The organism is Marinifilum sp. RC60d5 (assembly GCF_052400665.1).
Classification (GTDB): Bacteria; Bacteroidota; Bacteroidia; order Bacteroidales; family Marinifilaceae; genus JBQTGK01.
Window position 1 is genome coordinate 385,555 of the sequence record NZ_JBQTGK010000003.1, and the last position, 13,895, is coordinate 399,449.

Here is a 13,895-nt window from a genome sequence, read left to right on the forward strand (position 1 = left end):
TTTGCCTCAGAACAGAACAGAGCAGAACGGAATAAAAAACAATAAAATGTATTTACTCGGATTAGATATAGGAAGTTCATCAGTTAAAGCATCCTTATTAGATGCTGAGACTAGCAAATGTCTTGCAACTGATTTTTTTCCAAAAAAAGAAATGGCAATTACAGCTCACGAGTTAGGTTGGGCAGAACAGGATCCACAAATGTGGTGGGAAAACTTAAAGCTGGCCATTAAAAGCGTAATGAAAACTGCAAATGTTGATAAGGAAGAGGTAAAAGCCATTGGTATTTCCTATCAAATGCATGGTTTGGTTTGTGTCGATAAAGATTCAGAACCTGTACGCTCTTCAATTATTTGGTGTGATAGCCGAGCTGTTTCAGTAGGCGATGAGGCTTTTTCTGAAATGGGTAAAGATAAATGTCTTTCTCATTTATTGAATTCGCCAGGAAATTTTACAGCGAGTAAATTGGCTTGGGTAAAGAAAAATGAACCAGAGACTTATTCAAAAATTTATAAAATTATGCTGCCAGGAGATTTCATTGCTATGAAATTAACTGGTAAGATTTGCACTACCGTTTCCGGATTATCAGAAGGTATCTTTTGGGATTTTAAGAACAATACAATTTCCGAAGAGGTGCTTAATGTTTACGGATTTAATAAGGATTTACTTCCAAATATTGTAGATACTTTCTCGAATCAGGGACAAGTTCTTCCTGAGATGGCTGAGGAATTAGGATTTTCAAGCTCAGCAATAGTTTCTTATCGTGCAGGAGATCAGCCTAACAATGCATTATCTTTAAATGTGCTAAAACCAGGAGAAGTTGCAACAACAGCAGGAACTTCGGGTGTAGTTTATGGGGTAAGCGATGAGGTTAAATACGATCCGTTTTCGAGAGTTAACTCTTTTGCTCATGTAAATCATACCGAAAAAGATAAGCGATTAGGAATCTTACTTTGCATTAATGGAACAGGAATTATGAATTCCTGGTTAAACCATAATGTTGCAAAAGGACTAAGTTATGCTGAAATGAACGAAAAGGCCATGGAGATTCCTGTTGGATCTGATGGAATTACAATTCTTCCTTTTGGAAATGGAGCCGAGCGAGTTTTAAACAATCGCGAAGTTGGTGCTCAAATTTCCAATTTAAATTTAAACCGACATACCGATGCTCATATTTATAGAGCAGCTCAGGAAGGAATAGCATTTTCTTTTTTTTATGGAATGGAAGTAATGAAGGAAATTGGAGTGAAGGCTAAGGTAATTCGTGCCGGACATGCAAACATGTTCCTGAGTCCGTTGTTCAGAAAAACCTTATCTACTGTTTCGGGAGCAACCATTGAATTGTACGATACCGATGGAGCATTGGGAGCAGCGCGTGGAGCTGGATATGGAGCTGCCATTTATTCATCATTGGAAGAGGCTTTTTCAGGTTTAGAAAAAATAAGTACCATTAAACCAGATGAAAATCTTCGTGAAGAAATGCAGGAAGCTTATGCGCGTTGGACCAAAGAATTGCAAAAGAATTTATAGAGATAGCAAAAAAACAATTATAATTTAATAAGATAGAACATCATGACTATTTTAAAAGGAGACAAAGAGTATTTTCCAGGAATTGGAAAGATTGCTTACGAAGGACCAGAATCAAAAAATCCTTTAGCATTTAGATGGTACGATGAAAATCGTGTTGTTGCAGGTAAAACAATGAAAGAGCATTTGCGTTTTGCGGTAGCATACTGGCACACATTCTGTGGCGATGGTGGAGATCCATTCGGACCAGGATCACAAAAATTCCCTTGGGGAACAGAAGCCAATGCTATTGACGCTGCAAAATCTAAAATGGATGCTGCCTTTGAGTTCATTACTAAGTTGGGAGCTCCTTTTTATTGTTTTCATGATACCGATGTGGTAGGTGATGCTTCTGTTTTTGAAATCGAGAAGAGATTAACTACCATGGTTGATTATGCCAAGCAAAAGCAAGCCGATTCGGGAGTTAAATTGTTATGGGGTACTGCAAATGTATTCTCTAACCCTCGTTATATGAATGGTGCTTCTACAAATCCAGATTTTAATGTAGTGGCAAATGCTGGTACTCAGGTTAAGAATGCATTAGATGCAACAATAGCTTTAGGTGGAACAGGTTATGTGTTTTGGGGAGGTCGTGAAGGTTACATGTCTCTTTTGAATACAAACATGAAAGAAGAGTTGGATCACATGGCACAATTCCTAACTATGGCTCGCGATTATGGTCGTAAGAATGGTTTTACAGGAACTTTCTTAATTGAGCCTAAGCCAATGGAACCATCTAAACATCAGTATGATTTCGATTCAGCAACTGTAATGGGATTTTTAAATAAATACGGTTTGGCCGATGATTTTAAAATTAATGTTGAGGTAAATCACGCAACTTTAGCAGGACATACTTTTGCGCATGAATTACAAACTTGCGTTGATAATAATATGTTAGGAAGCATTGACGCTAATAAAGGAGATTACCAAAATGGATGGGATACAGATGAATTCCCAACTAGTATTTACGAAACTGTTGAGGCTATGTTGCCAATTCTTGAGAATGATGGATTCACTGACGGAGGTATCAACTTTGATGCAAAAACCAGACGTAATTCAACAGATTTAGATGATATTTTTATGGCACACATTGGTGGTATGGATGTATTTGCTCGTGCTTTGGTTATTGCTGATAAAATCAGAACAGAATCTCAGTATCTACAATTGAAAAAAGATCGTTATGCCTCTTTTGCATCTGGCAACGGAAAAGCTTTTGCTAATGGTGATCTTTCTCTAGAAGATCTTAGAAAGATTGCTAAAGAAGTTGGAGAGCCAGCTCAAATTAGTGGAAAACAAGAAATGTTAGAACAGTTAATAAATTGGTATATTTAAAACTTAATACAAATTCCTGCAGATTATTCTGCAGGAGTTCACTTTTAATTCAATTCCAAACCCATGACTCAAACCCAATCAAAAGGGAGCTTATTGTTTATAATAGGAATTACTTTAGTGGCTACACTAGGGGGATTGCTGTTTGGTTACGATACTGCCGTAATTAGTGGTGCTACTGAAGCCCTCAAAGTATTTTTTGTTACTCCATTAGAATCTGATAGTGCACTTGCATTACAAGTTCTGGGAGAATATAAGATTATTATTTCTCTTTGTTTTATAATTGTTTCCTCCTTGGTTTCAAGTTTCATGTTTCGCATGTATGGAAAACAAAAGGGAATTATTTATAGTGCATTAATCGTTCTTATAGGCGCTGTAATTTGGTATACTCAATTTTGGGTATCCGTAAACGAACTTACCGAAAATACCTTGAATTCGATTAATGGATTCACAATTTCAAGTGCTATAATTGGTTGTGTTATTGGAGGTTCAATATGTGGTTCTATTAGTCAGAAACTAGGAAGAAAAAGAGGATTGATTTTAGCCGCAGTTCTATTTACAATTTCAGCAGTTGGGTCTTCAATTCCTGAGATATTGAACTTTTTCGGAACCAGTACCATTAGTGCTTTTATCTTTTATCGTATTATAGGTGGTATTGGAGTAGGAATCGCATCTATGCTTTCACCTATGTATATTGCCGAAATTGCACCTGCAAAATATCGTGGAACATTGGTTTCTGCTAACCAGTTTGCAATTGTGTTTGGTATGTTGGTGGTTTATTTTGTGAATTACGCCATTTCCCAAACCGGAGATATTAATTGGTTGAATGAAACAGGATGGAGATACATGTTTGCATCTGAAACTATCCCAGCTATTCTCTTTTTAGTGATGTTGTATTTTGTTCCTGAATCGCCACGATATTTAATTATGAAATCGCGCGAAAAGGAAGCTGAAGGGATATTGAATAAAATAGTAGGAACTAGTAAAGCTTCTCAGCTATTGGCTGAAATTAAGGAGTCATTGAAAGAAAATAATGCTCCATGGTTATCTTTTGGAGGTTTGATTATAGTAATAGGAATTTTGCTATCTGTATTTCAACAATTTGTAGGTATTAATGTGGTTTTGTATTATGCCGCTGAAATTTTCAGAAATATGGGTAATGATACAGATTCTTCTTTACTTCAGACCATTTTGGTTGGAGCAATCAATTTGATATTTACCGTACTTGCCATATTTACTGTAGACAAATTTGGTCGTAAGCCATTGATGATTATTGGTGGTGTAGGAATGGGAATTTGTATGTTTGCTTTGGGTACCGCTTTTTATATGGATCAATTAGGCTTAGTTGCTCTGTTTGCCATGTTAGGATATGTTGCATTCTTTGCAATGTCGTGGGGACCAGTTACCTGGGTTCTACTTTCTGAAATATTTCCGAACTCTATTCGTAGTGCAATGTCGTTGGCAGTTGCTGCTCAGTGGATGGCAAATATGGCAGTTTCATGGACATTCCCAATGATGAATGATAATTCGTGGTTAACCGGTATGTTCAATCATGGATTTTCATATTGGATTTATGGTGCAATGGGAATTTTATCTGCACTATTTGTATGGAAAATAGTACCCGAAACCAAAGGAAGGTCTTTGGAAGACATGCAAAAACTTTGGAAAAAATAAAATTGTTAGTTAGTAGTTACATATTTTATCCATTATCATTTAATTAATAGATAAGTTGGTGGGTTTTATTGGTTTAAGATAATGGATAATCTAAAGGATCGGCTTTGCCGGTCCTTTTTGTTTTTCCCCACATAAACCTCTAGTCAATCATCTTTTGATCCAAATTATCACCAAAAACCAAATTTTAATTTATTGTTTCTGCTTTTAAATATGCAGAAATTAAATTAGTAATTATTATGAGATTATTAGCCGTTTGTTTGGAGATGATTGGTCTTTTTGGTTGTAGTGATAAGCAAGTAAAAAGCAAAAGAATTTATCTCAATATGTAAACCCAATTGTAGGAACCGATGGACCAGAAAATACCTATCCCGGTGCAGCTGCTCTATTTGGTATGGTTTAGCTGAGTCCCGATAACGGATTATCTGGATGGGATAGAATAACTTGCTATTTTTGGCTCGATTCTACAGTTGCAGGTTTTAGTCATACACATCTTTTTTAATACAGGAGCTTGCAATATGTACGATTTATTGGTAATATCATTAAATATTCGTTTCACCGAGAGTTTAGAATCTGAATTTATATATTGATAATAAGGTGATTAAATATCTATTTGCCGAGATGTTTGATACTACTATTAAGAGTAAAAAAATGCGACTATGGGAACGTTTAATGTATTTAAGCACACGTAAAAAGATACCGACCGTATCGATTACATATTTACCCATGATAAATTTGCTGTAAAAAACAATAGAATAATTGATGATAAAATAGATATGCGTTATCCTTCTGATCATCTGCCAGTAATAGCAAAGCTGAGATGTAGAAAGCATTAGAAATATAATTTTTAATTATATTCTTATGGTAATTGATATTTAATTGTATTTACATTTTATTATCTAAAGGCTTACAAGTATCTTTATTCTCAATAAGGATAAAAATTAGTTTTTATGCGATCAGAAAAATTTCAAAACGAAGTTGAGCTAAAATACAAATTATACAACAGCATATTTCTTACTTTGCCATTGGAGAAAATTCATGATACAGGAATTTTAATTCCTTTACTTAAAGATGAATGTGCCAAAGGCCTGAATGAGGGCAAGTCTCCTGTCGAGATTCTGGATCAGTTTTTTTCGAAACAAACCGAGTTTACGACAGAAAAAGAGCAGACCGATTTTATGTTTCGGGTAATTAGTTATATAGAACGACAAGTTGTGCTTTTGGATGCATTAGAAGATGCTGCTTTTCTGAAACTTTATGATCCCGAGGGAAGAGGAAAATTGGAAGCTATCAGAAACCGACTTTCGGGAGAACAAAGCAGGTCGAAAATGAGTGAGGCTTTAAAAAGTATAGGTGTTCGTATTGTATTAACAGCGCATCCTACACAGTTTTATCCAAGTGCTGTATTAGCAATTATTAATGATTTAATTGAAGCCATACAGGTAAACGATTTATTGCGAATTAAATTATTGTTAACACAGTTGGGAAAAACTCCTTTCTTTAAAAAAGAAAAACCAACGCCTTACGATGAAGCCAAAAGTTTAACATGGTACTTAGAGAATATATTTTATCATTCGGCATCAGATCTTTATTCAAAGTTAATGAAAGAGGTTGATGATCCGGAACAGCATACCGGAAACGTAATTTCCTTTGGGTTCTGGCCTGGTGGCGATCGTGATGGAAATCCTTTTGTGAATACCGATACAACATTGGCTGTGGCAGATCGTTTACGATACATATTGTTTTCTAATTATCACAAGGATATTCGGGTTTTAAGAAGACGATTGAGCTTTAAAGGAGTATATGAATTAGTTCTGGATCTAGAAGAAAAAATTTTAGAATCCCTAAATACTACCGATTCTTCTAAACAACTTCACGAAAAAGAAATACTTGATTCCTTAAGTGAGATAGAGCAATTACTTTTAAAGGATCACGATGGATTTTTTGTTGATTTATTGAGAGATTTTCGAAATAAAATAAAACTGTTCGGAACTCATTTTGCTTGTATTGATATAAGGCAGGATAGCCGAATTATTAAAAAAGCATTTGATTTATTGTGCGAAACTGCACCGGAACTAAAACATGCGAATATCAAGTTTACTTTTGAGGAACTTACAAAGCTTAAAACTAAAGTATCTGGCTTTAAAACCGATGATAATGTTCTTAGTGATACTTTAAATATATTTCAGAGTATAAAGAAAATTCAATCACGTAACGGCGAGGCTGCCTGTAATCGATTTATAATTAGTAATTGTCGAGCTGCCGACGATGTTGCACGTGTTTTTGCGATGAGTAAAATGCTTGCCTGGCAAAATCAAGTACCGATGGATATAATTCCATTGTTTGAAACCATTGATGATTTAGAACAAGCCGATAAAACAATGCGGAAACTGTATGAGAATCCAGAGTATGCAAAGCATTTGTTGAGCAGGAATAATAAACAAACCATAATGCTAGGTTTTTCGGATGGTACTAAAGATGGAGGATACTTTTCTGCCAATTGGAATATTTATAAGGCAAAAGAAAATATCACTAAACTTTCCAGAGAAATGGGAATCACAGTAGCCTTTTTCGATGGTCGAGGAGGACCACCGGCCCGAGGTGGTGGAAATACCCATAAATTCTATTCGTCATTAAGTAATAATATCGAGAATCAAGATATTCAGGTTACCATTCAGGGACAAACAATCAGCTCAAAATTCGGAACCGAGGATTCTGCAAAATTTTATCAGGAGCGATTGATTTCGGCAGGTCTCGAAAATCGTCTGTTTAACGATGAGAGTAAACAATTAAATAAACAGGACAGACAGATAATGGAAAAATTGTCTGGCTACAGTCTAGAGGAATATGAGCGTTTTAAAACTTCAGATAAGTTTGTACCTTATCTGGAAAAAATGAGTGTGCTTAAATATTATGGGAAAGCAAATATTGGAAGTCGGCCAGGAAAGCGAAGCCAATCTGATAAACTGAACTTTGAAGATTTACGTGCAATTCCTTTTGTTGGAGCCTGGAGTCAGATGAAACAAAATGTTCCTGGATTTTTTGGAGTAGGAAGTTCATTAAAAAGAATTGAGGAAGAGGGGGAGTTTGAAGCTTGCCAAAAATTATACAAAAAATCTTTATTTTTTAGGACTCTGGTCGAAAATAGTATGCAATCTATTAGTAAATCTCACTTTAAGTTAACCCAATACATGAAAAGAGATAGTGAATTTGGGACATTTTGGAAATGGATTTACGATGAATATCAATTGAGTATAGAAATGTTAGTGAAAGTATCAAATCAGTCTCAATTATTAGAGAAGTCGTTGGTTTTAAAAGACTCTATAAAACTAAGAGAAGAGATGGTGTTACCATTAATTACAATTCAACAATATGCATTGATAAAAATTCGTGCATTAGAACAAAATAATGAAACAAAGCATACAAAATACAGTATATTGCAGAAGTTAGTTATACGGTCGCTTTATGGTAACATAAATGCTAGTCGCAATTCTGCTTAAAAAAATGTTTAAGGAAATTTATCTCCTTAACAATTTTAGAAACAAATTATCGTTTCCTTTGTAATTAGTAAATAATAATTTTAGAAAATCAATAAACATGCACAAGTCAATTCTTTCTTTTATTTTAATCTTTTTTTTGTCTTTAAGTTTAAGTGCTCAGGATACTAAACAAAATTCCCAACAAGATTCTGCACAAAAATCTTCAAGAGCTAAGAGGGAGGTGAAAATATCTCTTGATAAGGGAACCATTAAAAGTCAATTTGATTACATGATAAAAAGATCGAATAATTGGCAAGATTATGAGGTAATAAAGAACCCTGTTATTCGAAAGTTTGGATCAAACGTGCAGGATTCGCTAATATTCTTCAGAACTAAATTGAAAGATTCGAAAACATTATTGAATAATCAAAATACTGAGATTACAAAGCTGAAAGATGATATGAAGAGTCTTCAAAGTCAATTGGATGCTACAGTAAAATCGAAAGACAGTATGAAGTTTTTAGGTGTTGAGCTACCCAAAGGGACATACAATACCATTATGTGGGCTATTATTTTTGTGTCGCTTATTTTAGCTGCTATTTGTTTCTTGCTATTTAAAAGAAGTAATTCCGTAACGGTAGAAACTAAAAATACACTGAAAGAAGTTCGAGAAGAATTCGATACGCATCGAAAAAATGCATTGGTTCGCGAACAGAAATTAGCCAGAAAACTTCAGGATGAAGTTATAAAAAATAAGAATTTGGGCTTATAAGCTTAAATTTTAATGGTTATAGAAAAGCTATACAATATGTATAGCTTTTTTTTTGAAAGATATTAGGCTCATAAGTATATTTTGAAGTATAATTAAAATTTTTAGTGAATTATCATTCATCATATATTCTTAAAATACTAGTGTTTTTAATTGCTATTTTTGTCCTGTCACTTTACGTAATCAGTAAGATGTAGATAATATTTTTATTAACCAATATATTCTAAGGTTGAAAGACTAAAATTGAGTGATTTTATGTGCTGTATTTATATTATATTTATGCTGTTATGCAATTAAAACCTGTAAATAAAATACATCCTAATTGTCAAATTTGTGATGATAAATCTTGTGCGGTAAAGAACCTTATGACTCACGAGATAAAACAACTGGGCCGGAGTTGTACTGAAGTTACCTTTGATAAAGGCGATGAGATATTAACAGAATCATCATCGAAATCGCATATTATTTATTTGCGTGAAGGTCTTGTTAAACAATTTACAAAAACAGAAAATAATAAGGAATATATATTACAAATTGTAAAAGAAGACACTTATTTGGGCTTATATTCTATGTTTAACGATTCGGCAAATCATTTTTATTACAAAGCTCTTACTCCTGTGCACGCCTGTTATATAGAATGGTCGGTATTTTCTCAACTTATCAAAGAAAATGGTCGTTTTGGATACGAAATTCTATCTATGATTTGTAATACTACTTTAAATTCATACTCTTATTTTATTGATCAGGATCGCAAGAAAATATTTGGTAAAGTTGCTGATGCTTTGTTATATTTTTCACAAATTATTTTCGATTCAGAAGAGTTTAACTTGCCTTTAAATCGAAAGGAAATTGCATCTATGATAGGAGCTAGTCGGGAAAGTGTTTCCAAACAAATGACAAGCTTCGAGAACGATAAAATAATAAGTGTGACTGATGCTAATGTAACTATTTTAGATATGGAAAAACTGATGAAAATAAGCAAGCTGGCATAATATTAAATATCAATTTTACTATTGATATTTTTTACATAAAGGGCGAAGCATACCTTCCAGTCCATTTAATTTTATTTCATACATAGAAGCCATCATTTCGCCTAATTTTCCAGGAGGAAAACCTTTCTCTCTAAACCATACCAAATAAGTTTCTGGTAAATCGATTAAATAACGTCCTTTATATTTTCCAAAGGGCATTCTCATCTGAATTAATTTTATTAATGCCTCGTTCATTTCTGCTTTGTTGGGGCTTGACTGATCCATTTGTTTAAGATATTATTTATTGTTTTCGGCGAATCCCCCGCCAATAAGTTTGTCTTCAATATAAAATGCAACAGGTTGCCCAGGAGCAATTGCCCATGCAGGATTTTCTAAATTTACGATAAGTTCTGTTTCGTTTATAATTGTAATTTTTGAAAAACCTTTAGGATTTCTGCCTAAGCCTCGAACCAAAGTGGTGATATTATTGGTATTAATATCCTTAATATTATGAAAATAATAGTTAGAAACATTAATGTGTAGTTTATTTAAATCATCTTTTTTTTCTAAAGTAAGAATATTATTTTTTTTATCGATTTTACTAACCATTAAGCCCGATTTTTCTTTTAACGATAAGCCTCGTTTTTGGCCAACAGTATAATAAGGATATCCATCGTGAGTGCCTATTTCTTCTCCTTGTGTATTTACAAGTTTTCCTTTCCCAATTTTCTTGTTGATATCAGGAATCATTTCCTGAAGAAATTCGCGGTAATCCATTCTGTTCATAAAACAAATTCCCATACTTTCCGGTTTTGTAGCCACTCTTGCAAAACCAAATGATTTTGCAAGCTTACGAACTTCATCTTTTGTATATTCACCAAGCGGAGTAAGGGTTCTACATAATATATTCTGTTTTAAATTCCATAAAAAATAGGATTGATCTTTAACCAAATCTTTTCCTTTTTTTATGTAATAGTAATTGTCCTCTTTTACGATTTTAATATAGTGACCTGTGGCTACATATTCACAATTTAATTCATCGGCCTTAGCACATAGCAATTTCCATTTTAAATTCGGATTACACTGAATGCAAGGACTTGGAGTTCTACCAGCCATGTATTCATCTAAAAAGAATTGTATAATGGTATCTCTAAATTCTTTACGTGCATCAATAATATGGTGTTCCAAATTTAGTTCTTTTGCTAGCTTTTTAGCTTCATGAATAAATTCAGGATAAGAATCATTAGCTGCGTAAGAGTGACTGTGAGTATAAAACCATAAGGTAACTCCTATAACTTCATAACCTTGCTCTTTTAATAACATAGCTGTTACCGATGAATCGGTTCCTCCACTCATGCCTAAAATTATTTTTCCTTTTGTCGTATTTACATTATGCATGCAATGAAAATTTAGTAGATTCTATATCTATAATAAGTTATTATTTTGACCTGTAACTTTTTAAAGGAATCATTCGTCTTGATTTTGTAATTAAAAAATTGCAGGCCTAAGAATCGCCAAATATCAGAAAAAGATAAGAGATAGACAATTCGGAAAAGCCTGTGGTTTAAAAAAACAATTAAACCCTAAATTGAAATGAAAAGCATCGTGCTACTAATAATTTTCCTTTTATTTATGCAAGATATTTATGCTCAGGATTATAAAATTATTGGAAAAATAATTGATGAGGAAAATTTAAGCCCACTTCCTTATGCTAACGCAATTTTAACTTCATTAAGTGATTCCACTATTTTGTTAGGAGCAGTTACGAATGATAAAGGAAAATTTGCAATTGAAAAAATACAAAGAGGAAAATATAATTTAGCATTGAGTTTTATAGGCTATCAATCTATTGAATTTAAGGATGTAATTGTGTCTAAAGGAACTTTAAATATTGGAGCAGTAGGCTTAAAAGTATTAAGTGAAAATTTAAATGAGGTAAGTGTAAAGTCTATTAAATCGCCTCTTTGTTATAAAGTAGATCGTAAGGTGATAAATGCTTCCAGTTTTCCTGAAGCAAGTGTTGCCTTAGACCTTTTGGAGAATGTTCCATCTTTAGAACTTAGTTTTGAGGGAGAATTAACCTACCGTGGCGATGGTAGTTTTAAAGTATTTATTAACGGACATCCAGTAAGAAATGGAGTGGAAAAAATGCAACAACTCGATGCATCTAAAATTGATAAAATTGAAGTTATTACAAATCCATCTGCAAAGTATGATGCTGAAGGAACAGCAGGAATTATTCAAATTATCTTAAAAAAGAATCGATTGGAAGGTTATGCGATTACAACTAGTGCTCAGATATCTACCAATGATTCCAGAAATTTTTCATTATCCATTGATAAGCAATCGGAAAAAGGGGGATGGTATATTAATGGGAATGCCAGTAAATATTACTGGAGTGATATAGAGGTTGAAGGCAGTAAAATCTACAATTATGAGGATCAGCAATTTATGGTTGACTATCATGTAGATCGAAAACAATCAGCAAGTAATGGATACCTCGAATTTGGGTTTAATTATGATGTTACAGATAAAGATTGCGTTGATTTCAACATTAATGTAAATCCATTATTGTTAGGTAATGATCATAAAGCGAATGGACATTTTATGGAACAAACTTTACAGGATGGAAATGAAATTGAATATGAAGCGTATGATTTGATAAATAGAAACAAGAGTGAATATCAATATCTGGGTACAACATTTGAATACCAGCACAGTTTTACAAAAAATAAAGATCATTTATTGTCTTTTTATGCCGATTATTCTACCTATTTGCATCAATATATAGGGCAGGTAATTGATACAAAAATATATGATGAAAGAATTGAAAAAATAGGCTCACAGGATACGGAAAATAACGAAACTTTTGTGAGTTTAAAATTATGTTATGCAAATATCCTGAGTAAAAATTCCTCTTTTGAAATTGGAGGACAGGTAGATACGGATCATATTCCAAAAATGACAGTTACAAATGGAACATACAATTTGAAGGATGTGATTACTTCTATTTATAATGATCCGATAGATCAGGAGGTGGTGTACAAGAGAGATGTTTATGCAGGCTTTGCTACTTTTAAAAGTAAGATCGGAAAGTTTGAATATAAGTTGGGTGTCCGAGCCGAATCGACTTATCGACAATCGGATTACGAATATACCAATCAACAAGGAGAAAGAATTGAGAAACCTTCGAGTAAAAATTTTTATGATTTCTTTCCAAGTGTTTATTTGTTATATAATTTTACTGATGAACATCAAATTGGAGTTAGTTATTCGCGACGTATCCAAAGACCCAACTACTGGCCTTTGGCGCCCTTTAGAACCTATGAAGATAGCTATTCTTATGCGGAAGGAAATGAAAATTTAATGCCATCTTATTCCAATTCGTTCGAACTGAATTATAAAAAATCATGGAATAAAGATTTTATTGGACTTGAATTGTTTGTGCATCAAACATCTGATGTAATACAGGAATATTATCGATTAGAATCGGATTATGTAAGTGTTTCTTCGAAAGACAATATTGGAAAATCATTAAGTATAGGATGCGGATTTATGGGGGGTGTAGATTTATCTTCCTGGTGGAATATAAACCTTTCAACAAGTATGTATCATTATCGATTAGATGTTGACTACGAAAATCAAAATTCAAAAGAGGAACATTTAAAAGTCGATTCCAGATTGAATAACATTATTACACTACCTAATAATTTCACCTTTAAATGGGATTTGAAATATAAGAGTCCTTATGTATCTGCACAATCGGAGCGTGAAGCTTATGTTTTTTCAAATATGGCCTTAAAAAAAACGATGAAGGATGATCGGTGGCAGATCTTACTATCAGTTAAAAATGTATTTAATAGCATAAAATACAAATACACAACTAAAGGCAATAACTTTATTTTTGTGGATAATTACAGAGATAAACCATCCGTAATGTTAAAACTGACGTATAATTTCGACAATCAGAAGTAGTTTAAATTTATTATTGTTTGGTTTTCCTATTCAAAACATATCTCTTTCGATGAGATAATCAAAGCTTACTTATCTTGAGATTTTGTGTGCTTATCGAATAAATAGATGGTTTTTTAAGGTTTTTACTATTTTCGTAC

Annotated in this window: 9 protein-coding genes; 7 read left to right on the top strand and 2 right to left on the bottom strand. The window is 33.2% G+C overall.

Annotated features, from left to right (window positions below):
• Positions 1–46: 46 nt before the first annotated feature.
• From ACT3CE_RS09135 to ACT3CE_RS09160, 6 genes are all read left to right on the top strand, one after another.
• Positions 47–1,528 carry a xylulokinase gene (locus ACT3CE_RS09135; protein ID WP_444709462.1) on the top strand — a complete coding sequence of 494 codons (1,482 nt, stop codon included), beginning with the start codon at positions 47–49 and terminating at the stop codon, positions 1,526–1,528.
• 42 nt (positions 1,529–1,570) lie between these two features.
• Positions 1,571–2,896, top strand: a complete 1,326-nt coding sequence (gene xylA, locus ACT3CE_RS09140; protein WP_444709463.1) for a xylose isomerase — start codon at positions 1,571–1,573, stop codon at positions 2,894–2,896.
• Between the two features lie 63 nt (positions 2,897–2,959).
• Positions 2,960–4,567: a D-xylose transporter XylE gene (gene xylE, locus ACT3CE_RS09145; protein WP_444709464.1), complete on the top strand. Its 1,608-nt coding sequence runs from the start codon at positions 2,960–2,962 to the stop codon at positions 4,565–4,567.
• A gap of 947 nt (positions 4,568–5,514) precedes the next feature.
• Positions 5,515–8,064, top strand: coding sequence for a phosphoenolpyruvate carboxylase (locus ACT3CE_RS09150; RefSeq protein ID WP_444709465.1), 2,550 nt, complete (start codon positions 5,515–5,517; stop codon positions 8,062–8,064).
• A gap of 97 nt (positions 8,065–8,161) precedes the next feature.
• Positions 8,162–8,815 carry a hypothetical protein gene (locus ACT3CE_RS09155; protein ID WP_444709466.1) on the top strand — a complete coding sequence of 218 codons (654 nt, stop codon included), beginning with the start codon at positions 8,162–8,164 and terminating at the stop codon, positions 8,813–8,815.
• Positions 8,816–9,099: 284 nt separating this feature from the next.
• The gene (locus tag ACT3CE_RS09160) at positions 9,100–9,804 is read left to right on the top strand and encodes a Crp/Fnr family transcriptional regulator (RefSeq protein ID WP_444709467.1); all 705 of its coding nucleotides are present in this window, start codon (positions 9,100–9,102) and stop codon (positions 9,802–9,804) included.
• Positions 9,805–9,822: 18 nt separating this feature from the next.
• On the opposite strand, the gene ACT3CE_RS09165 is transcribed toward ACT3CE_RS09160, so the two are convergent.
• Together ACT3CE_RS09165 and mnmA are read right to left on the bottom strand one after the other, a co-directional pair.
• Positions 9,823–10,068 (bottom strand): DUF3820 family protein, encoded by a 246-nt coding sequence (locus ACT3CE_RS09165; protein WP_444709468.1) that lies wholly within the window; start codon positions 10,066–10,068, stop codon positions 9,823–9,825.
• 12 nt (positions 10,069–10,080) lie between these two features.
• Positions 10,081–11,181, bottom strand: a complete 1,101-nt coding sequence (gene mnmA / locus ACT3CE_RS09170; protein WP_444709469.1) for a tRNA 2-thiouridine(34) synthase MnmA — start codon at positions 11,179–11,181, stop codon at positions 10,081–10,083.
• Positions 11,182–11,415: 234 nt separating this feature from the next.
• Here mnmA and ACT3CE_RS09175 point away from each other — a divergent pair, with 234 nt between their 5' ends.
• On the top strand, positions 11,416–13,758 hold the full coding sequence (locus ACT3CE_RS09175) for a TonB-dependent receptor domain-containing protein (RefSeq protein WP_444709470.1): 2,343 nt from the start codon (positions 11,416–11,418) through the stop codon (positions 13,756–13,758).
• The last annotated feature ends 137 nt before the right edge of the window (positions 13,759–13,895 follow it).

What these genes read in the sequence shown, in the direction of transcription:
- ACT3CE_RS09155 (WP_444709466.1), top strand. Translation starts at nt 8,162, where the DNA reads ATGCACAAGTCAATTCTTTCTTTTATTTTAATCTTTTTTTTGTCTTTA.
- ACT3CE_RS09175 (WP_444709470.1), top strand. Translation starts at nt 11,416, where the DNA reads ATGCAAGATATTTATGCTCAGGATTATAAAATTATTGGAAAAATAATT.
- xylE (WP_444709464.1), top strand. Translation starts at nt 2,960, where the DNA reads ATGACTCAAACCCAATCAAAAGGGAGCTTATTGTTTATAATAGGAATT.
- xylA (WP_444709463.1), top strand. Translation starts at nt 1,571, where the DNA reads ATGACTATTTTAAAAGGAGACAAAGAGTATTTTCCAGGAATTGGAAAG.
- ACT3CE_RS09165 (WP_444709468.1), bottom strand. Translation starts at nt 10,068, where the DNA reads ATGGATCAGTCAAGCCCCAACAAAGCAGAAATGAACGAGGCATTAATA.
- ACT3CE_RS09160 (WP_444709467.1), top strand. Translation starts at nt 9,100, where the DNA reads ATGCAATTAAAACCTGTAAATAAAATACATCCTAATTGTCAAATTTGT.
- ACT3CE_RS09150 (WP_444709465.1), top strand. Translation starts at nt 5,515, where the DNA reads ATGCGATCAGAAAAATTTCAAAACGAAGTTGAGCTAAAATACAAATTA.
- ACT3CE_RS09135 (WP_444709462.1), top strand. Translation starts at nt 47, where the DNA reads ATGTATTTACTCGGATTAGATATAGGAAGTTCATCAGTTAAAGCATCC.
- mnmA (WP_444709469.1), bottom strand. Translation starts at nt 11,181, where the DNA reads ATGCATAATGTAAATACGACAAAAGGAAAAATAATTTTAGGCATGAGT.